General features: G+C 63.8%; 18 protein-coding genes and 1 riboswitch. Of the genes, 16 read left to right on the forward strand and 2 right to left on the reverse strand.

The genetic code is table 11. The features are described 5' to 3' along the window. Nucleotides 1–102: 102 nt before the first annotated feature. Nucleotides 103–317, forward strand: a riboswitch (cobalamin riboswitch). A gap of 97 nt (nt 318–414) precedes the next feature. The 15 genes from cobW to LOY67_RS10915 all read left to right on the forward strand — a co-directional run bounded on the left by cobW (nt 415) and on the right by LOY67_RS10915 (nt 16,719). Further along, nucleotides 415–1,479 (forward strand): cobalamin biosynthesis protein CobW, encoded by a 1,065-nt coding sequence (gene cobW, locus LOY67_RS10845; RefSeq protein WP_320110015.1) that lies wholly within the window; start codon nt 415–417, stop codon nt 1,477–1,479. Between the two features lie 3 nt (nt 1,480–1,482). After that, nucleotides 1,483–5,244 (forward strand): cobaltochelatase subunit CobN, encoded by a 3,762-nt coding sequence (cobN, locus tag LOY67_RS10850; RefSeq protein WP_265067154.1) that lies wholly within the window; start codon nt 1,483–1,485, stop codon nt 5,242–5,244. Between the two features lie 206 nt (nt 5,245–5,450). Next, nucleotides 5,451–6,455, forward strand: a complete 1,005-nt coding sequence (locus LOY67_RS10855; protein WP_265067155.1) for an ATP-binding protein — start codon at nt 5,451–5,453, stop codon at nt 6,453–6,455. Between the two features lie 53 nt (nt 6,456–6,508). Beyond that, a complete protein-coding gene (locus LOY67_RS10860) occupies nt 6,509–7,120 on the forward strand; it encodes a vWA domain-containing protein (RefSeq protein WP_265067156.1) in 612 nt (203 codons plus the stop codon). A 177-nt stretch (nt 7,121–7,297) separates the two neighbouring features. Next, nucleotides 7,298–8,944, forward strand: coding sequence for a phospholipase D-like domain-containing protein (locus LOY67_RS10865; RefSeq protein WP_265067157.1), 1,647 nt, complete (start codon nt 7,298–7,300; stop codon nt 8,942–8,944). Between the two features lie 64 nt (nt 8,945–9,008). Beyond that, entirely contained in the window at nt 9,009–9,257 is a 249-nt protein-coding gene (locus tag LOY67_RS10870; RefSeq protein ID WP_265067158.1) for a type II toxin-antitoxin system Phd/YefM family antitoxin, read from the forward strand. 83 nt (nt 9,258–9,340) lie between these two features. Continuing rightward, entirely contained in the window at nt 9,341–9,664 is a 324-nt protein-coding gene (locus LOY67_RS10875; protein ID WP_413776206.1) for a hypothetical protein, read from the forward strand. Nucleotides 9,665–10,016: 352 nt separating this feature from the next. Beyond that, nucleotides 10,017–10,865 carry a transporter substrate-binding domain-containing protein gene (locus LOY67_RS10880; protein ID WP_265067160.1) on the forward strand — a complete coding sequence of 283 codons (849 nt, stop codon included), beginning with the start codon at nt 10,017–10,019 and terminating at the stop codon, nt 10,863–10,865. Between the two features lie 54 nt (nt 10,866–10,919). After that, on the forward strand, nt 10,920–11,582 hold the full coding sequence (locus LOY67_RS10885; RefSeq protein WP_092327511.1) for an amino acid ABC transporter permease: 663 nt from the start codon (nt 10,920–10,922) through the stop codon (nt 11,580–11,582). Nucleotides 11,583–11,591: 9 nt separating this feature from the next. Next, on the forward strand, nt 11,592–12,254 hold the full coding sequence (locus LOY67_RS10890) for an amino acid ABC transporter permease (protein ID WP_265067161.1): 663 nt from the start codon (nt 11,592–11,594) through the stop codon (nt 12,252–12,254). Then, nucleotides 12,251–13,042: an amino acid ABC transporter ATP-binding protein gene (locus LOY67_RS10895; protein ID WP_265067162.1), complete on the forward strand. Its 792-nt coding sequence runs from the start codon at nt 12,251–12,253 to the stop codon at nt 13,040–13,042. The genes LOY67_RS10890 and LOY67_RS10895 overlap by 4 nt, the downstream gene beginning before the upstream one ends. Before the next feature lie 25 nt (nt 13,043–13,067). Further along, a complete protein-coding gene (locus LOY67_RS10900; protein ID WP_265067163.1) occupies nt 13,068–13,454 on the forward strand; it encodes a RidA family protein in 387 nt (128 codons plus the stop codon). A gap of 199 nt (nt 13,455–13,653) precedes the next feature. After that, nucleotides 13,654–14,418 (forward strand): IclR family transcriptional regulator, encoded by a 765-nt coding sequence (locus LOY67_RS10905; RefSeq protein ID WP_265067164.1) that lies wholly within the window; start codon nt 13,654–13,656, stop codon nt 14,416–14,418. Between the two features lie 39 nt (nt 14,419–14,457). After that, complete coding sequence (locus tag LOY67_RS10910; RefSeq protein ID WP_265067165.1) at nt 14,458–15,675, forward strand: amino acid deaminase; 1,218 nt, start codon at nt 14,458–14,460, stop codon at nt 15,673–15,675. Between the two features lie 126 nt (nt 15,676–15,801). Continuing rightward, nucleotides 15,802–16,719, forward strand: a complete 918-nt coding sequence (locus LOY67_RS10915) for a sugar kinase (RefSeq protein WP_265067166.1) — start codon at nt 15,802–15,804, stop codon at nt 16,717–16,719. A 130-nt stretch (nt 16,720–16,849) separates the two neighbouring features. On the opposite strand, the gene LOY67_RS10920 is transcribed toward LOY67_RS10915, so the two are convergent. Both LOY67_RS10920 and LOY67_RS10925 read right to left on the reverse strand, forming a co-directional pair. After that, nucleotides 16,850–17,125, reverse strand: a complete 276-nt coding sequence (locus LOY67_RS10920) for a peptidylprolyl isomerase (protein ID WP_003182808.1) — start codon at nt 17,123–17,125, stop codon at nt 16,850–16,852. Between the two features lie 44 nt (nt 17,126–17,169). Continuing rightward, entirely contained in the window at nt 17,170–19,707 is a 2,538-nt protein-coding gene (locus tag LOY67_RS10925; protein ID WP_265067167.1) for a PAS domain-containing protein, read from the reverse strand. Nucleotides 19,708–19,830: 123 nt separating this feature from the next. Between LOY67_RS10925 and LOY67_RS10930 the strand changes: the two genes are divergently transcribed. Next, the gene (locus tag LOY67_RS10930) at nt 19,831–20,946 is read left to right on the forward strand and encodes a PilT/PilU family type 4a pilus ATPase (protein WP_265067168.1); all 1,116 of its coding nucleotides are present in this window, start codon (nt 19,831–19,833) and stop codon (nt 20,944–20,946) included. Nucleotides 20,947–21,064: the final 118 nt, after the last annotated feature.

A 21,064-nucleotide genomic window follows, 5' to 3' on the forward strand; every position in this document is an offset into this window, starting at 1 on the left:
TCACAGGGGAATGCATTTCAAATGTGGGAGCGAGCCTGCTCGCGATGGGGCCCGCTCATGCACCACCGAACCCGCAGACATTGACCCGCCCGCACACCCTGCGTAGCCTTGCGCCTTCGAGGTTCTTCGGTTTGCGCCGAAGCTAAGACGGGAACGCGGTCCAAGCCGCGGCTGCCCCCGCAACTGTGAACGGTGACGTTCCTGCCAGGCCACTGTGCACGCAGCACGGGAAGGCGCAGGAATTGCCAGGGCTTTTTTGAAAAGCCGAGACCGGCCCGCCGTCAGCCAGGAGACCTGCCTCGAGACAGATTCTCACTACAACCGGGCGGGGTGATCCGGTGGCGAAATCTTCCGCGCACGCCTGTGCCAGCGGTTGTCGTCCCGTTTGCCCGCCATTTTGCCAAAGGGCATCCGATGAAAACACTGGCCAAACTCCCCGTCACCATCGTCACCGGTTTCCTCGGCTCGGGTAAGACCACCTTACTGCGGCACATGCTCGACAACGCCCAGGGCCGGCGTATCGCAGTGATCGTCAACGAGTTCGGTGAGCTGGGCATTGACGGCGAGATCCTCAAGCAGTGCTCCATCGGTTGCACCGAAGAAGAGGCTAACGGCCGCGTCTACGAACTGGCCAACGGCTGCCTGTGCTGCACGGTGCAGGAAGAGTTCTTCCCGGTGATGCGCGAGCTGGTGGCCCGGCGCGGCGACCTCGACCACATCCTCATCGAAACCTCCGGCCTGGCCTTGCCCAAGCCGCTGGTCCAGGCCTTTCAGTGGCCGGAAATCCGCAGCGCCTGCACCGTCGATGCGGTGATCACCGTGGTCGACAGCCCGGCCGTGGCCGCCGGCACCTTCGCCGCGTTCCCCGACCAGGTCGACGCCCAGCGTAAGCTCGACCCGAACCTGGACCACGAATCCCCGCTGCACGAGTTGTTTGCCGATCAACTGGCGAGCGCCGACCTGGTAATCCTCAACAAGGCCGACCTGATCAGCCCCGAAGACCTGGCGAAAGTCCGCCTCGAAGTGGCCGAAGAACTGCCACCGGCGGTCAAGGTCATCGAAGCCAGCAGCGGCCGCCTGCCGTTGGAAGTGCTGATCGGCCTGGGCGCCGGCTCCGAAGAACACATCGACAGCCGTCACAGCCATCACGACCACCACCATGACGGCGATGACGACGACCACGATCATGACGCCTTCGACTCCATCTCCATCGAACTGCCCCAGGCCGACGAAAGCCTGTTGCTGGACGCGCTGACCCAACTGGTGGTCCAGCACGGCGTGTTGCGGGTCAAGGGTTTCGCGGCGATCCCGAACAAGCCGATGCGCCTGTTGATCCAGGGCGTCGGCACGCGTTTCGACAAGCATTTCGACCGCCAATGGGGCGCCGATGAAGCGCGGGTCACGCGTCTGGTATTGATCGGCCAGGCGCTGGACGCGGCGCTGCTTGAAGCGCAGTTGCGCGCCGCCCTCAGCGTCTAAGCCATGCACCTGCTCAGGACTCAGCCCGGCGGCTTCGTCTCGGACGACAACATTGCCGACCTGGGGCAAACCCCCGCCGAGCTGGTGATCCTGTGCAGCGGCGACTCCAGCCTGGCGCTGCTGGCCGAAGCGGCGCGGCAGTTGCCGGACGACTACCCGCAATTTCGCCTCGCCAACCCGATGCAGGTGCAGAACCACGCCTCGGTGGACCTTTACGTCGAGGACGTGCTGCGTCACGCCAAGGTCATCCTGTTGTCGCTGCACGGCGGCATCGGCTACTGGCGCTACGGCATCGAGCGCTTGATGGAGCTGGCCGGACGCGGGGTGAAGCTGATCCTGGTGCCGGGGGACGACCGTCCGGACCCGGAACTCAGCGACCTGAGCAACGTGCCCGCCGCCGATCGCGACCGGCTCTGGCAGTTTCTGCGCCAGGGCGGGTTGGGCAATGCCCTGGACCTGTTTCACAACCTTGGCAGCCAATGGTTCGGTCGCGACTACACCTGGGCTGAACCGCAGGCCCTGCCGCGTACGGCGATCTACCACCCGCAGAAAACCAGCGCCAGCCTCGACGACTGGCGAGCTGACTGGCAGGCCGATCAACCCGTGGCGGCGGTGCTGTTCTACCGTTCCCACCTGCAAGCGGCGAACACGGCGTTCATCGACGTGTTCTGCCAGCGGCTGCAAGTGGCGGGGCTGAATCCGTTACCGATTGCCGTGGCGAGCCTCAAGGAGCCTGGCTGTCTGACGCAGGTCGAAGACTGGCTGGACGAGGTGAAGGCGGGGGTGATCCTCAACACCACCGGATTTGCCCAATCGAGCCCGGAAGCGCCGCATGTGCGGCCGTTTCGGCGCAACATCCCAGTGATCCAGGCGATCTGCGCCCAGGACAACGAACCCGGCTGGCGCGCCAGCGAACAGGGCCTGGGGCCGCGGGACCTGGCAATGCACATCGCCTTGCCGGAACTGGACGGGCGGATCATCAGCCGCCCCATCAGCTTCAAGGACATGGCCTGGCGCAGCGAGCGCAGCCAGAGCGATGTGGTCTGCTACCGCGCGGTGCCCGAGCGCATGGATTTCGTCGCGCAACTGGCCCGTCGCTGGACTGAACTGGCGCGCCTGCCCAATGGGCAGAAGCGCGTGGCGCTGATCCTCGCCAACTACCCGACCCGGGACGGACGCATCGGCAACGGCGTCGGCCTGGACACCCCGGCGGCGGCGTTGAATATGCTGCGCGCCATGCGGGACGAAGGCTATCCGCTGCCCGCCGAACTGCCTGCCAGTGGCACCGCGCTGATCCAGCAACTGCTGGGTGGTGTCAGCAACGACCTGGACAGCCTCGACCTGCGCCCGTGTCATCAAAGCCTGGCCCTCGATGCCTACCAGGCCATGTTCGACGCACTGCCCGAGGCCAATCGCCAGGCGGTGCTGGAGCGTTGGGGCTCGCCCGAGGCGGACCCGATGTTCCGCGCCGGTCGCCTGATGATCGCCGGCCTGCGCCTGGGCCTGACGTTCGTCGGCATCCAGCCGGCCCGGGGTTATCAGGTCGACCCGAGTGCGGTCTACCACGACCCGGACCTGGTGCCGCCCCATGGCTACCTGGCGTTCTATTTCTGGTTGCGCCACACCTACGGTGCCCATGGGGTGATTCACGTTGGCAAGCACGGCAACCTCGAGTGGCTGCCGGGCAAAGGCGTCGGGTTGTCGGAAAGCTGCTGGCCGGACGCGCTGTTGGGTCCTTTGCCGAATATCTATCCGTTCATCGTCAACGACCCGGGCGAGGGCGCCCAGGCCAAACGGCGCACTCAGGCCGTGATCATCGATCACCTGATGCCACCGCTGACCCGCGCCGAAACCTACGGACCGCTGCGTAACCTCGAGCTGCTGGCCGACGAGTATTACGAAGCTCAACTACTCGACCCGCGCCGCGCCCGGGAGCTGCAGCGGGACATCCTCAACCTGGTGCGCGAAACCCACATCGACCGCGAGCTGCAATTGGACGCCGACGCCGACGCGGCGATCTGGCTGCCGCGCCTGGACACCTACCTGTGCGATCTGAAGGAGTCGCAGATCCGCGACGGCCTGCACATTTTTGGCGAGTCGCCCAGCGGGCGGCTGCGCATCGACACCTTGCTGGCGTTGCTGCGCATTCCCCGGGGCGATGGCAAGGGCGCGCAGTCGAGTCTGCTGCGGGCGCTGTCGAAGGCGTTCGGGCTGGGTTTCGATCCGCTGGATTGCGCCTTGGCCGACCCGTGGGCAGGCGCCTGTCCCGCGGCGTTGCGGCAGGTCAGCGATGAGCCCTGGCGCACCGCCGGCGATACCCGCGAGCGCCTGGAGCTGTTTGCCGCAAGCTTGATCGAGCAGGCCCTGGAAGGCGGGGTCGAGCAATTGCAGGCGCCGGGTTGGCAGGACGTGAGCGGCATCATCGAGAGCCTGCGGTCCGTTGTGGCCCCGCGCCTGGACGCCTGCGGCCCGGCGGAAATGCGCGGCCTGCTCGATGCCTTGAGCGGACGCTTCGTGCCGGCGGGCCCCAGCGGTGCGCCGAGTCGCGGGCGCCTGGACGTGTTGCCCACCGGACGCAATTTCTTCTCGGTGGACGTGCGCAACCTGCCCACCACCACGGCGTGGCGCATCGGTTTCCAGTCGGCGAACCTGATTCTCGAACGGCACCTGCAGGATCAAGGCGATCACCTGCGCCAGCTCGGTCTGTCGGTGTGGGGCACCGCCACCATGCGCACCGGCGGCGACGACATCGCCCAAGCCATGGCACTGATGGGCGTGCGCCCGGTATGGGCCACGGGCAGCCAGCGGGTGGATGATTTCGAGATCCTGCCGCTGAGCCTGCTGGATCGGCCCCGGGTCGATGTGACACTGCGGGTATCGGGGTTCTTCCGGGACGCTTTTGCCAACCTGATCCGGCTGTTCGATGCGGCGGTACAGGCCGTAGCCGCGCTCGATGAGCCCGAGGACATGAACCCCCTGGCGGCCAAAGTACGGAATGAGCGGGAGGCCCTGTTGGCTTCGGGCCTCGAGGCGGACACCGCCGCCCGACAGGCCGGCTGGCGAATCTTCGGCGCCAAGCCCGGAGCTTATGGCGCGGGCGTGCAGGGTGCCATCGACGGTCGCCTGTGGCAGAGCCGCGAAGACCTGGCCGAGGTGTACCTGAACTGGGGCGGCTATGCCTACGGCGGCGGCGATGAAGGCACCGCCGCGCGGGATCAGTTTTCCCGGCGCTTGAGCCAGGTGCAGGCGGTGTTGCAGAACCAGGACAACCGCGAGCACGACCTGCTCGATTCCAACGATTACTACCAGTTCCAGGGCGGCATGCTGGCGGCGGTGGAAACTCTCGGTGGAAGTGCCGCGGCCAGTTACCACGGCGATCACAGCCAGCCGGACCTGCCCCGGATCCGCACCCTCAAGGAAGAACTCAACCGCGTCATCCGTTCCCGGGCGGCGAATCCGAAGTGGATCGACGGGGTCAAGCGTCACGGTTACAAAGGCGCGTTCGAACTGGCGGCGACGGTGGACAACCTGTTCGCCTTCGACGCCACCACGCAACTGATCGACGATCACCAGTACGCCTTGCTGGCCGACGCCTACCTGCTTGATCCGGACACCCGGGACTTCGTCCGCCAGCACAACCCCGACGCCTTGCGCGATATGACCGAGCGCATGCTCGAAGCGCAGCAGCGGGGGATGTGGCAGGCGCCGGGGGCGTATCGCGAGGCGTTGGAGAATCTGTTGCTCGACATCGAAGAAGATGGTTGATGTGCACCGTCAGTTGGCCATGTGCAGAACCTGTGGCGAGGGGATTTATCCCCGTTGGATCGCAACGCGATCCCCTATCGGCCCGCCTCGGTGTGTCAGTTTCACCAAGTGATATTTTGGGGCTGCTGCGCAGCCCAGCGGGGATAAATCCCCTCGCCACAAGCTCTCTCCAAACCGACTTTACCGACCACCTTTGAGAATCGACCATGACCGACACCCCCCATTTCCCGCTCTCCGCCGTGGTCGGCGCCGATGACTTGAAACTGGCCCTGTGCCTGGCCGCCATCGATCCGAAAATCGGCGGCGTGCTGATCGAAGGTCCTCGCGGCATGGCCAAGTCGACCCTGGCCCGGGGCCTTGCCGATCTGCTGGCCAGCGGTCAGTTCGTCACCTTGCCCTTGGGCACCACCGAAGAACGACTGGTGGGCACCCTCGATCTGGACGCCGCCCTGGGGGAAGGGCGCGCGCAGTTCTCTCCCGGTGTGCTGGCCAAGGCCGACGGTGGCGTGTTGTACGTCGATGAAGTGAACCTGCTGCCCGATCACCTGGTGGACCTGCTGTTGGATGTGGCCGCCAGCGGCACCAACCTGATCGAGCGCGACGGTATTTCCCATCGGCATCCGGCGCGTTTCGTGCTGATCGGCACCATGAACCCGGAAGAGGGCGAGCTGCGCCCGCAGTTGCTCGACCGGTTTGGCCTGAACGTGGCCCTCGACGGCCATACCGCGCCGACCGAACGCGGGCAGATCATTCGGCGGCGGTTGGATTTCGACAATGATCCGACGGCCTTTTGTGCTGAGTGGGAGACGGCCCAGAGCCAATTGCGCGAACGCTGCCAGAACGCTCGCGAACGGTTGCAGCAGATTCCCCTGGATGATCAGGCCTTGGCACAGATCACCGAGCGTTGCTTCGCCGCCGGGGTCGATGGCTTGCGCGCCGACCTGGTCTGGCTGCGGGCCGCACGGGCCCATGCGGCCTGGCGCGGGGCGCAGGTTATTGCCGCCGAGGACATCGATGCGGTCGCCGAGTTTGCCTTGCGCCACCGCCGGCGAGGGCACTGCGCCCCGGCGCCTTCGCCGTCCCAGGCCCCTTCGGCCGGTGACCGTACCGCCGAACCGAGCGAAGGCCAGGGCCAGTGGGGCGATCTGCCGGCCCAGGCGCTGTCGACCGGTGCCCGGCGTGAAGTACCGAGCTGGCCAAAAAAGCCCTAGGCATTCGCCCCCGTTCGCTCGCGGGGGCGAATGCCAGACCCCGTGCCGGGCGGTTGGAGCAGGGACGCCAGGGCCGTAGCAAAGCCGCGGCCAGCGGCGTGGTGAACTGGCCGGGGACATTGCTCAACGGTCGTCCGAACCTGCGTGAAGACCTGCGTTGGCACGCACGTCACCGCTCGTCCCATGAGCTCTGGCTGGTGATTGTCGACGCGTCGGCCTCGACCCGTCGTCATCGGGCCTTGAGCGATGGCAAGGGCCTGCTGGCGCAGCTGTTCGACGACGCTTACCGGCAGCGCGCCCGGTTGGCGCTGCTGACGGCCAGCGGTAGCGTTCCGAACTGGCAGGTGCAGGGGCTCAAGGCCTCGGCCGGGCTTCGGGATTGGCTCGACGGGCTGGGCGCCGCGGGTGGTACGCCGTTGCTGGCGGCGCTGAATGAGGCAGGGCGCTGGCTGGTGGCCCGGCGCAAGCGCTATCCGGCGGAGCAGCAGCGGGTGTTGCTGATGACGGACGGCCGGGTGAAGGAGGGCTTGTCACTGCCGCCACTCGATTGCCCGTGTTTGTTGATCGACATCGAGCGAGGTCCGATCCGGCTGGGCCGGGCTCGGCAGTTGGCGGGGCAGTTGGGGGCTGAGTATCGGCATATCGATGATGGGGTATCTGGCTGATCTCCATTGGCTGGTCGGGCCCCATCGCGAGCAGGCTCGCTCCCACATGGGATGTGCTGTGAATCACGGCTCCCTGTGGGAGCGAGCCTGCTCGCGATAGCATCACCTCGGTACTCGATCTGCCAACCCCAACTGGATCGCTGTTCTATGCTGAGGCAACTTCACAAGGAGTGAACCATGCGCCTACTCGCCACCAACCCCCAGGACGATTTTCGGGTCAAGGCCTATGCCGGCACCAACGGTGTGCTGCTCGCCATGGACCTGGCCGAACCCCGGCGCAAGGGCCTGCTGGGGTTTGCCATCGAGAAACAGCAGGGCGACAAGCCCTGGCTGTTCCTGTTCAACAGCCTGACCTTCCCCGACAAGGCCCACACCTTCCCACAGTTCCACGCCACCCCCAGCGATAAGGCGCCTTTGCAGAAATTTCGCTGGGCCGATTACGCCGTCAATCCTGGTGTGACCATCCACTACCGCGTGCACCTGGCCTATGGCAGTCCCGATGCGCCGCAGTTGGGCGAGTCCCTCGAGGTCACGGTCACCAGTGATAACGGCCAACCGGCCAACCAGCGAGTGATCTTCAATCGGGCCGTGGCCGCCAGCCAGGCATTCCAGCGCAAGTTTCCCGAGCTGGACGCGTTGATCAGTGCCAACCGCAACCTGTCCATCGACGACTGGCCCGAAGCGCCGCGTCGCTGGCTGGAGAACGGTCTGCTGGGACGCCTGACCGGCTTCATCGACCGGGCGTTGGATGCCACCTGGGCCCTGGATGTCGCCATCTACGAGTACGAATTGCCGGTGATCGTCGATGCGGTGAATGCCGCTTTCACCCGTGGCGCCCAGGTGCGGGTGCTGTACCACGCCGAACCGGGCGACGACACCACGCTGCGCAACGAAGCCAGTCTCGAAAAACTGCCGGCGGCCAACAAGCGCGGGCGGGTGACCCAAAGCATTTTCCACGACAAGTTCATCGTCTTGAGCAAGGTAGATGGCGGTGGTGCGTTGCACCCCGAGGCCGTGCTCTGCGGCAGCACCAATTTCACCGCCAACGGTGTCTACCGCCAGGCCAATGTCGTTCACGTGCTGGACGATCCGCGGGTGAGCGACAGCTATCGCCAGGTGTTCGAGCAGATCTGGGCCGCCCCGCAGGACGTCGATGCCACGCGCCAGTGGCTGACCCAGCGCAATCCCATGGACCCGCAGGAGCCCTTGTTCGTCGGGTTTTCGCCGCGCACGGGCGAAGGCGACCTGGACCGCTTCGTCGACATCATCAATGCCGCGCGCAAGGACCTGTTGTTCGTCACCGCCTTCGTCCTGCCCGACCGGATCCTCGACGCCTTGCTCGGCCAGCCCAACGACGACGTCCTGCGCTATGGCCTGCAAAACACCACCAGTCGCATCACCGGATTCCATGCCGACCGCACCGCCGAATTCGCCGCCACCGCGCTGCTCAACACCGGGCTGGAAGGCTGGCTCAGGGAAAACATGAAAGGCCAGAAGGGCAACCTGCTGGTGCACACCAAAGCCATCGTCACCGACTTCACCAGCGACACGCCGACCATCATCAGCGGCAGCCACAACCTCAGCGCCGCGGCCAGCAGCAATAACGATGAAAACTACCTCATCATCCAGGGCGACACCGACCTGGCCGACCGCTACGGGCTGGAACTGCTGCGTTTCTACGAGCATTACCGCTTTCGGTATTTTGCGAAGAAGCTTGCGCTCAAGCAGGTCAAGCCGTTGGCGGTGGATGACAGCTGGAGTGACGATTATTACCGCGACGGGGATCTGCGGATGTTGTCGAGGGTGAGGTTTTGTGGGCGCTGAAAAACATCTAACACAGATTTGAATGCTTCTTTTAAGTCACTAAGAGTATTTAAGGACTCCTGTCATGACACGTCATGTGCTTTCTCAAGTTGTAACCAGTGTAGCTGAATTCAAGAAGGACCCGATGGGCATTGTGGCTGCTGGTGAAGGATCCTCAGTGGCGATCCTTAATTGCAATGTGCCGGTCTTTTATTGCGTTCCCGCGAGGGAATATGAACTCATGATGGACCGGCTTGAGGATTTTGAGTTGGTTGTTCTTTGTGTCGAACGTGAAAAAGATCCAACGTTCAAGGTTTCGTTCGAAGATTTGTGAGTTGAAGGGCCCGGCAAGCTCAGCTGGGTGCTAGCATAGGGCCATCTACCAGCCTGGAAGCTGCCATGAACCCTTGCCACGGAATGCCCGGTCTGCTTCGCTCAAGTGTCGCCATTCTGTTGTTGATTTTCTCTGCGTCCGCTGTCGCTGCCAATACGCCGTGTTCCGGGCGCAAGGGCGGGATTGCCGGGTGTGATGGCGATACGTTCCTGTGTAACGACGGCTCCATCAGCGCGTCGAAAAAATCCTGTTCCGCTGTGCTGGGGCTTCGCAATGAGGCCCGACCGCAATCGTTGCTCAAGCAGGCCGATGGTTGCCAGTGCGGGAGCGGCAATTATTGCGTCGGTCCCCGGGGCGGGGTGTATTGCCTTACGCCTGGGGGCAGCAAGAGCTACAAGCGCAAGTAGCCCCGGCACCGCCGATCCTTGTGGGAGCGAGCCTGCTCGCGAAGGCGGCATCACATTCAACATCGGTTCAAGCTGACCCACCGCCATCGCGAGCAGGCTCGCTCCCACAAGGAGCATGGCGTGGCACCGGTTTGGGGCCTTGCTACTCGCACGCCGTAGCCAACGGTAGCAGTCCCAGGACACTGTCCGAAGTCGTCCATGCACGTCTGGATTCTCCATCTCCCTGATTCCATTCACTTTCCATTTTTCTCGCCCATGGCTATCAAGCCTGTGGCACACTTTCTGCTGTCTATTCCGTTGTTACATACCATGTTCCGGTATAGCGGAATAAACCCATCCTGGAGTGCTTGCCATGCATCGCCGACCTTCCTTGTTCAAAGCGTGTGTTTTTCTCTTCGCGGCCACGACGGCTGCCATGGGGGTCGCTCAGGCGGCCGACAGCAAGCTGGACAGCGTGCTGCAGCGGGGGAAATTGATCGTGGGCACGGGCAGCACCAACGCGCCGTGGCACTTCCAGGGAGCGGATGGCAAGTTGCAGGGGTTTGATATCGACATCGCACGGATGGTCGCCAAGGGTCTGTTCAACGACCCGGAAAAAGTCGAGTTTGTGGTGCAGTCTTCCGATGCACGTATTCCCAACCTGCTGACCGACAAGGTCGACATGAGCTGCCAGTTCATCACCGTGACCGCCAGCCGCGCCCAGCAAGTCGCTTTCACCTTGCCGTACTACCGCGAAGGGGTGGGCCTGTTGCTGCCGGCCAACAGCAAGTACAAGGAAATCGAAGACCTCAAGGCCGCCAGCAACGGCGTCACCGTGGCGGTGTTGCAGAACGTCTACGCCGAAGAGCTGGTGCACCAGGCGCTGCCCAAGGCCAAGGTCGACCAGTACGACAGCGTCGACCTGATGTACCAGGCAGTGAACTCCGGTCGTGCCGATGCCGCGGCCACCGACCAGTCCTCGGTCAAGTACCTGATGGTGCAGAACCCTGGCCGCTATCGCAGCCCGGCGTATGCCTGGAGCCCGCAAACCTACGCCTGTGCGGTCAAGCGCGGCGATCAGGATTGGCTGAACTTCGTCAACACCACCTTGCATGAAGCCATGACCGGCGTGGAATTCCCCACCTACGCCGCGTCGTTCAAGCAGTGGTTCGGCGTCGAGCTGCCGTCGCCGGCGATCGGTTTCCCCGTTGAATTCAAATGACCCCGTGAGCCCGGGATGCCCCTTGCGGGCGTCCCGTCGAAGGTATTGCCGACCATGAACTATCAGTTGAACTTTGCCGCCGTCTGGCGCGATTTCGACACCTTGCTGGCGGGGCTCGGCCTGGGGCTCAGCCTGGCGCTGGTGTCGATCGCCATCGGTTGCGTGATCGGCCTGGCGATGGCATTCGCGCTGCTCAGCAAACACCGGGTCTTGCGCGTGCTGGCGTCGGTGTATGTCACGGTGATCCGCAACACGCCGATCCTGGTGCTGATCCTGTTGATCTACTTCGCCTTGCCGAGCCTCGGCATTCGCCTGGACAAGCTGCCGTCGTTCGTCATCACCCTGTCGTTGTACGCCGGTGCCTACCTCACCGAAGTGTTCCGCGGTGGGTTGATGAGCATCCACAAGGGCCAGCGCGAAGCAGGCTTGGCGATCGGCCTGGGCGAGTGGCAGGTGAAAGCCTATGTCACCGTGCCGGTGATGCTGCGCAACGTGTTGCCGGCCTTGTCGAACAACTTCATTTCGCTGTTCAAGGACACCTCCCTGGCGGCGGCGATTGCCGTGCCGGAGCTGACCTATTACGCCCGCAAGATCAACGTGGAGAGCTACCGGGTGATCGAAACCTGGCTGGTGACCACGGCCCTGTATGTCGCGGCCTGTTATCTCATTGCCATGGTGCTGCGGTATTTCGAGCAGCGCCTGGCGATCCGCCGTTAGGAGCGTCCCATGTACGAATCCCCCAGTTGGTTGCATGAGTTATGGGTCGCCCGGGATACGCTGTGGGCCGGTTTCCTGACCAGCGTGCAGTGTTCGGTGCTGGCGATTTTGCTGGGCACCTTGATTGGCCTGTTCGCCGGGCTGGTGCTGACCTACGGCCGCACCTGGATGCGCGCGCCGTTTCGCTTCTATGTCGACCTGATTCGCGGCACGCCGGTGTTCGTGCTGGTGCTGGCCTGTTTCTATATGGCTCCGGCGCTGGGCTGGCAGATCAGTGCGTTCCAGGCCGGTGTCCTGGGCCTGACGCTGTTCTGTGGCTCGCACGTGGCCGAGATCGTGCGCGGTGCCTTGCAGGCGTTGCCCCGTGGACAGATGGAAGCCAGCCAGGCCATCGGCCTGACGTTCTTCCAGGCTCTGGCCTATGTGCTGTTGCCCCAGGCGCTGCGGCAGATCCTGCCGACCTGGGTCAATTCCTCCACCGAGATCGTCAAGGCCTCGACCCTGCTGTCGGTGATCGGCGTTGCCGAGCTGCTGCTCAGCACCCAGCAGATCATCGCCCGGACCTTCATGACCCTGGAGTTCTATCTGTTCGCCGGGTTTCTCTTTTTCATCATCAATTACGCCATCGAATTGCTCGGGCGGCACATTGAAAAGCGGGTGGCCTTGCCATGACTGACGTTTCGACTCCCTCCAACGCCCAACCGCTGCTGGACATTCGCGGTCTGCACAAACAATACGGCCCGCTGGAAGTGCTCAAGGGCGTCGACCTGAGCATGCAGCGCGGCAATGTCGTCACGCTGATCGGCTCCAGCGGTTCGGGCAAGACCACACTGCTGCGCTGCGTGAACATGCTGGAAGAATTCCAGGGCGGGCGGATCATGCTCGACGGCGAGTCCATCGGCTACGACGAAGTCGATGGCAAGCGTGTGCGCCATCCCGAAAAAGTCATCGCCCGGCACCGCGCGATGACCGGCATGGCGTTCCAGCAATTCAACCTGTTTCCCCATCTGACTGCGTTGCAGAACGTCACCCTGGGCCTGCTCAAGGTGAAGAAACTGCACAAGGACGAAGCGGTGGCCCTGGCCGAGAAATGGTTGGAGCGGGTCGGCCTGCTGGAACGCCGCGATCACTTTCCCGGTCAGTTGTCCGGCGGCCAGCAACAGCGGGTGGCGATTGCCCGGGCGATTGCGATGAACCCCAGCCTGATGCTATTCGACGAGGTCACTTCGGCCCTCGATCCGGAACTGGTGGGCGAGGTGCTGAACGTGATCAAAGGCCTGGCCGAAGACGGCATGACCATGTTGCTGGTGACCCACGAAATGCGTTTCGCCTTCGAGGTCTCCGACAAGATCGTGTTCATGAACCAGGGCCGTATCGAAGAGCAGGGGCCGCCAAAGGAATTGTTCGAGCGGCCGCAGTCGCCGCGCCTGGCGGAATTTCTCAAGAACACCCGTTTTTAATCCCATTCAAGTAAGGAGAACACCCATGAGCATCAAGCGCTACGGCACCGGCAGCACCGCAGGCGGCGGCCAGCCACGGCCATTCGCCCGCGCCGTCGAGGCCGATGGCTGGCTGCATGTGTCCGGCCAGGTCCCGGCGCTGGACGGCGAGATCATAGTCGGCGGCATCGTCGAGCAGACGCACCAGACCATGAAGAACCTGATCGCCATTCTCGAAGAGGCCGGTTACGGCCTGGAAGACGTGGTGCGTTGCGGTGTCTGGTTGGAAGACCCGCGGGATTTCTGGAGCTTCAACAAGGTGTTCGGCGAATACTTCAGCCCCGAACACGCCCCGGCCCGGGCCTGTGTGCAGGCGAGCATGATGGTGGATTGCAAGGTCGAGATCGATTGTGTGGCCTACAAGAAGAAATGATCACCTGTGGCGAGGGGATTTATCCCCGCTGGGCTGCGGAGCGGCCCCCAACAAGCCACTGCGGTGTGTCAGATTGCATGCAGTCAGCTTTATTGGGGCTGCTCCGCAGCCCAGCGGGGATAAATCCCCTCGCCACAGGGAGCTGTGGGCAGCTTGTAGTCTGGGTACACTCGCGGCCATCTGAATGGGAACCAACGACATGACCGAAGACACCATCAAACGCCGGGCCCGGGGACTGGATCGGGCGTTCGATATCCTCGATTTCCTCAAGGAGATCGGCCAGCCGCTGCGCCCGAACGACATTGCCAGCGGCATCGGCAGCCCCAAGTCCACGGTCTACGAACTGGTGGCGTCGCTGCTGGAGCGACGCATCCTTGAACCGGTGGGCAAGGAAGGCCACGTCTACCTGGGCCGCCAGCTGTACTTTCTCGGGCAGGCGCACCTGCGGCATTTCGACCTGAGTCGCGAGGCCGATCACGCCTTGCAGGAGATCGTCAGCCGGACCCGGGAAACCGCGCAGATGTGCCTGCTCAATGGGCGCAAATACACGGTGGCGCTGATGAAGGAGGGCGAGCGGCATTTTCGCATTTCATCGGACATCGGTGAAAACGCGCCGATTCCCTGGACTGCCTCCGGTCGCCTGTTGCTGGCGCATCTGAGCGACCAGCAGATCGTCGACCTGATCGACCCCGACGATTTCATCCTGCCGGACGGCGAGCGCCTGCCGGTGGAGCAGTTCCTCAAGGAAATCCGCCAGGCCGGCCTCGATGGATTTTTCTCCTTCGACAGCGTCGCCGACACCTTCACCCACTGCTTCGCCGCCCCGGTCAAAGACCCCAACGGCGTGGCCATTGCGACCCTGTGCATCGTCGCCCCCCGGGCCGACGCCAAGAACAATTACGCCGACTACCGCCGGGTGCTGATCGACAGCGCGAACAACCTGGCCCGGCGCATCAATGAATAGACAATAGCGGTCAGCCGCGACCGCGAGAGGAGTTCGACCATGTCTTCTGCCATTCAGGACGCTGCTGTAGAGAAGGGCGCCGCTGCCGTCGGCGCCCACCTGTTGCGCGACGTCAGCCTGCCCGCACTGGTGCTGCATCGCGAGGCGCTTGCGCACAACATTCGCTGGATGCAACAGTTCGTCAGCAACAGCGGCGCCGAACTGGCGCCCCACGGCAAGACCAGCATGACCCCGGCGCTGTTCCAGCGGCAGCTCGATGCCGGTGCCTGGGGCCTGACCCTTGCCACCGCCGTGCAGACCCGTGCCGCCTACGCCCATGGCGTGCGCCGGGTGCTGATGGCCAACCAGTTGGTGGGCACGCCGAACATGGCGCTGATCGCCGATCTGCTGGCCGACCCGACGTTCGAGTTCCACTGCATGGTCGATCATCCGGACAGCGTGGCGGACCTGGGCGCGTACTTCGCATCACGGGGCGTGCGGTTGAATGTGATGATCGAATACGGCGTGGTCGGCGGTCGTTGCGGCTGCCGGAGCGAGGCCGAAGTGTTGGCCCTGGCCGAGGCGATCCGGGCGCAACCGGCGCTGGCATTGACCGGTATCGAAGGCTACGAAGGGGTGATCCACGGTGACCACGCCGTCACTGGCATCCGCGCGTTCGCCGCGTCCCTGGTGGGGTTGGCGGTGCAGTTGCAGGACAGCGGCGCGTTTGCCCTCGATAAACCGATCATCACCGCCTCGGGGTCGGCCTGGTATGACCTGATCGCCGAATCCTTCGAGGCCCGCAATGCCCACGGGCGTTTCCTCAGCGTGTTGCGTCCCGGCAGTTACGTGGCCCACGACCATGGCATCTACAAGGAGGCCCAGTGCTGCGTACTGGAACGGCGCGATGACCTGCACGAAGGTCTACGGCCAGCCCTGGAGGTCTGGGCCCACGTGCAGTCGCTGCCGGAACCGGGTTTTGCGGTCATTGCCCTGGGCAAGCGCGACGTGGCTTACGACGCAGGGCTGCCGGTGCCGCTCAAGCGCTACAAACCCGGATCGGACGCGGTGGCCGGTGACGACGTGAGCGCCTGCAAGGTGACGGCGGTGATGGACCAGCACGCGTTCATGACGGTGGCGCCGGGGGTCGAGTTGCGCATCGGCGACATTATTGCGTTCGGTACTTCCCACCCGTGCCTGACTTTCGACAAGTGGCGGGTGGGGTGCCTGGTGGATGAGCAGTTGCGGGTGGTCGAGAGCATGGAGACCTGTTTCTAGCCTTGGGACCGAGTCGTGGCCATCGCGAGCAGGCTCGCTCCCACAGGGGGAATGCGTTTCAAATGTGGGAGCGAGCCTGCTCGCGATGACGGCCTGCCAGACACCACCGAATCATCAGGATTATCCATGAGCAACCCGAAACCCCGCATCGCCCTGATCGGTGAGTGCATGATCGAACTGCAACAACGCGCCGACGGCAGCTTGCAGCAAAGCTTCGGCGGCGACACCCTGAACACCGCGGTATACCTGTCCCGCGCCTTGGGCGACAGGGCCTCGGTGGATTACGTCACGGCCCTGGGCGATGACAGTTTCAGCGACGCCATGTGCCAGAGCTGGGCCGAGGAAAACATCGGCCTGGACAGGGTCCAGCGCCTGCCCGGCCGCTTGCCGGGTTTGTATTGCATCCAGACCGATGCGGAGGGCGAGCGACGGTTTCTGTACTGGCGCAACGAAGCGGCGGTGCGCGATTGTTTCACCACACCGGCCGCCGCACCGATCCTGGCGGCGTTGCCGGATTACGATGTGCTGTATTTCAGCGGCATCACCCTGGCGGTACTGGGCGAGCAGGGGCGCGGCAAGCTTATCGAAACCCTGATCGAGGCACGTCGACGCGGGGCAAAGGTAGTGTTCGACAACAACTATCGGCCCAGGCTCTGGGCCTCGGTCGACGCCGCCCGCGCCGCCTATCGCAGCGTACTGCCTTACGTGGAGCTGGCGCTGCTGACCCTGGACGACGAGCAAGCGCTGTTCGGGCATGCCGACAGCGAGGCAGTGTTCGCCGCCTACGAACAACTTGGCACTCCGGAAGTGGTGCTCAAGCGCGGCGCCGAGGCGCGCCTGATCCGGTGCGCTGGCCAGTCGTATGAAGTGCCGGGCCAGCGGGTCGAACGGGTGGTGGACACCACGGCGGCGGGGGATTCGTTCAGTGCGGCGTACCTGGCGAGCCGCTTGATGGGTGGGAGCCCGGTGGCGGCCGCGGAGGCCGGGCATCTGTTGGCGAGTCGGGTGATTCAGGTGCCGGGGGCGTTGATTCCCCGGTCATGAACCCACCACAGAACCTCATGTGGGAGCGAGCCTGCTCGCGATGGCGGTGTGTCAGTCAGCATCAATTCAACTGACCCACCGCTTTCGCGAGCAGGCTCGCTCCCACATTTGATCGGTGCTGAATGGGGCATCAATCCCGATAAAACACCTGCACCAGGTGATAGCCGAACTTGCTCTTGATCGGCCCATGGACCACCCGCAGCGGCTTCTTGAAGATCACTGCGTCGATCACGCCGACCATCTGTCCCGGCCGCACTTCACCCAGGTCGCCGCCGCGTTTGCCGGAGGGGCAGGTGGAGTATTTCTTTGCCAGCACGTCGAACGCCTCGCCCTTGGCGATGCGTTGCTTGAGCTGTTCGGCTTCTTCGGCGGTTTTCACCAGGATATGGCGGGCTTGGGCTTTCATCGCAGCGCTGACCTGAACAAAAAAGGGGGCGATTATGCCTCAACTCAGGAGACATGGTTGATCATCGTCCGAATCTTGTTCGCCAGCAAATCAAGGGTGAAGGGCTTGGCAACCATGTCCATGCCCTGTTCCAGGAAACCCTGGCGTTCGGCGGCTTTCTGCGCGTAACCGGTCATGAACAGCACCTTCAGGTCGGGCCGATGCTGACGGGCGATTTCCGCCAGTTGCCGGCCATTCATGCCGGGCAGGCCAACGTCGGTGACCAGCAAGTCGATGCGCTGGCCCGACTCCAGCAGCGGCAGGGCGGTCTTGGCGTCTTCGGCTTCAAGGGCGGTGTAGCCCAGCGCCTGCAACAGGTCGAGCACCAGCATCCGCACCGCCGGCTCGTCTTCCACCAGCAGCACGGTTTCTCCTGCGATTGCGGCCGGTGCCTCCGTGGCCGAAGCCTGGGTCGGCTGTTCGGCGGGCGCCATGCGCAGCCGCGGCAGGTACAACTGCACCCGTGTGCCCTGGCCCGGTACGCTGTCCAGGTTCAGCAGCCCACCCGACTGTTGGGCAAACCCGTAAATCATCGACAGCCCCAGGCCGGTGCCCTGGCCGATGGGCTTGGTGGTGAAGAACGGGTCGAAGGCCTTGGCCAGCACGGACGGGGTCATGCCGCTGCCATTGTCGCTGACGGCAATCATCACGTAGTCCCCGGCCTTGACCGGCTCCAGGGTGCTGATGTCGCTGCCGTCGAGGTAGATATTGGCGGTTTCGACGGTCAGTTCGCCGCCGTCGGGCATGGCGTCCCGCGCGTTGATCACCAGGTTGAGCAGGGCGTTTTCCAACTGGCTGGCATCGGTGCTGACCGGCCAAAGCTCATCGGCCAGTTGCAACCGCAGCGCGATGTGGTCACCGGTGGTACGGCTCAGCAGGTCTTCAAGGGAAAGCACCAGGCTATTGGCGTCCAGCGGCTTGCGGTCCAGGGACTGGCGCCGGGAAAAGGCCAACAGCCGATGGGTCAGGGCCGCCGCACGGTTGGCCGAGGACACCGCCGCTTCGGTAAAGCGTCCGATCTCGTCGGCGCGGCCGTTGGCGATGTAGCGCTGCATCAGGTCCAGGCTGCCGAGGATGCCGGTGAGCATGTTGTTGAAGTCATGGGCGATGCCCCCGGTGAGCTGGCCCACGGCCTCCATCTTCTGGGCATGGCGTAGCGCTTCTTCGGCGCGCTCGCGTTCGAACATTTCGTTTTGCAGGCGGTGGTTGGCTTCGGCCAGTTGCTGGGTGCGGGCGATCACCCGTTCTTCCAGGGTTTCGTTGAGGTTGCGCAAGGCTTCCTCGGTCTTCTTGCGCTCGGTTTCGTCGATCACAAAAATGTAGAAACCGTTCACGGCGCCGTCCGCGCCATGGCGGGGCAGGTAGTTGGTCAGTGCATGCCGTGGCCGGCCGTCGCGGTGGGCCGCCTCCACGGCGAAGCTGCACGGTTTACCCGCCAGGGCCGCGGCAATCTGTTCGGCGCGGACCGCATAGCCGTCCTCGCCGATCACTTCGCGAATGGTCTTGCCATAGAGTTCCTGCGGGGTCAGGCCGTACCAGTCCAGGTAGGCGCTGTTGTTCAGGCGGAACCGTTCTTCACGGTCCACGTAGCTGATGAGAATCGGCATGGCGTTGATGATCAGTTGCAGCTCGGTCTGGCTCTGGCGCAGGGCCTGCTCGGTGCGCTTGCGCTCGGTCAGGTCCAGGGCCGCGCCGAGAAAGCGCTTGGGCCGGCCGTGGCGATCCTTGTAGCAGCGCCCGCGCACGAACACCCAGCGCAGTTCGCCGTCGGGCTGCAGCAGGCGGTATTCCTCGGCATATTCGGTGCCATGGGTGATGCAATGCTTGATGCTGCGGGCGACCATCGCCCGGTCCTCGGGGTGCACACCTTCGAGGTAGGCGCTGATGGGCAACTGCCGTGACAGGCTGGGATCGATTCCGTGCAACACGGCGAAATGCGCGTCGGCGATGAAGCGGTCTTCGCTGATATCCCAGTCCCAGGTGCCCAGGGTATCGGCGGCCGCCAGGGCCAGTTGCAGGCGCTCCTCGCTTTCCTGCTGGGCCTTGAGGCTGGCCTCGGAGCGTCGTTCGAATTCCAGGGCCAGGCGTCGCCGCTCGCTGGTCTCGATGGCCGTCACCAGGATGCCGGCGACAGCGCCGCTTTCGTCACGCACCGGGCTGTAGGTCAAGTCCAGCCAGAGATCGCAGAGGCGGCCGGCGAAAGGCAGGCGCCATTGCTGGTCGCGGCTGGTGTGCGTGCGGCCTTGCAACACGTTGTGATAAATCGGTTCGCTGACGCTTTTGAGTTCAGGCCATGCCGTGTGGGTCGGCTGGCCGAACGCCTGGGGATGCTTGTCGCCAGCCAGGCGGGAGAAGGCGTCGTTGTAGAAATGGATCAGCTGCGGCCCCCACAGCACGGCCATCGGCATCGGCGAGTGCAGCACGATGTCCACCGCAGTGCGCAGGCTCTGGGGCCAGGCTTGGGCAGCGCCCAGCGGGCTGGAACGCCAGTCCAGTCGGTCGATCAGGCGCTGTGTGCCGCTGCCGGCGGGTGTTGCGTTCATCACGGAGTCCCAGGTTGTCGTGTCGCGTCTACTATCCTCTGAAGGAGGTAAGCGCGGGTTGGTCTGCAGAGGTACGTGCTCGGGTCAGCTTGTTTCATTGATGTCTCGCGGAAGTTTCAGACCATGGAAATCGATCCCTTGTTACGCATCCTGGCCAGCCAGGAAGGCTCCGATCTTTACCTGTCTACCGGGGCGCCGCCGTGTGCCAAGTTCGAGGGCGTGCTCAAGCCGTTGGGCAACCAGGTGTTCAAGGTCGGTGACATCGCCGGGCTCGCCGAGTCTTTGATGGACGCCGAACAGCGCCTTGAGTTCGATCGGGAACTGGAAATGAACCTGGCGATTTCGTTGTCGGGTGTCGGGCGATTCCGGGTCAATATCTTCAAGCAGCGCAACGACGTGTCCATGGTGATTCGCAACGTCAAGCTGGACATCCCGCGCTTCGAGGACTTGAAGCTGCCCAAGGTGCTGCTGGAGACCATCATGCAGAAGCAGGGGCTGATGCTGTTCGTCGGCGCGACGGGCTCAGGCAAGTCCACCTCCCTGGCGGCATTGATCGATTACCGCAATCGCAACAGCAGCGGTCATATCATCACCATCGAGGACCCGGTGGAGTATATCCACCGGCACAAGAAGTCGATCATCAACCAGCGGGAAGTCGGTGTCGACACCCGCAGTTTTCATGCAGCCCTGAAGAACACCCTGCGCCAGGCACCGGATGTGGTGCTGATCGGCGAAATTCGCGACCGGGAAACCATGGAACACGCCCTGGCCTTTGCCGACACCGGGCACCTGGTGATCTCCACCTTGCATGCCCATAACGCCAATCAGGCGTTGGACCGGGTGATCAACTTCTTCCCGGAAGAACGCCGGTCGCAGTTGCTGAGCGATCTGGGCAACAACCTCCAGGCCTTCGTGTCCCAGCGCCTGGTACGCACCCGTACCGGCCAGCGCCGCGCCGCGGTGGAGGTCATGCTTGGCTCGCCCACGGTGGCCGACCTGATCCGGCGCAACGAGCTGGGTGAACTCAAGGGCATCATGGAGAAGTCGGAAGAACTGGGCATGCAGACCTTCGACCAGGCCCTGTTCAACCTGGTGGTGGAAGGGGTGCTGGATGAGGAAGAAGCCCTGAAGAACGCCGATTCGGCGAACAACCTGCGGTTGCGGTTGAAGTTGTATGCCGAGTCGGGCGCCGCGCCTGCGGCCGATCCGGCGGCGGGGGAGTGGGGGTTGATGGATTGATGGGGTTTGGCCCCCCTGTGGCGAGGGGATTTATCCCCGCTGGGCTGCGAAGCAGCCCCAAAGCAGTCAACACAGTCTGTCTGATACACCTCGGTGTCTGGATTTAGGGCTGCTTCGC

The sequence above is a fragment of the Pseudomonas sp. B21-056 genome (assembly GCF_026016325.1).
Lineage (GTDB): Bacteria > Pseudomonadota > Gammaproteobacteria > Pseudomonadales > Pseudomonadaceae > Aquipseudomonas.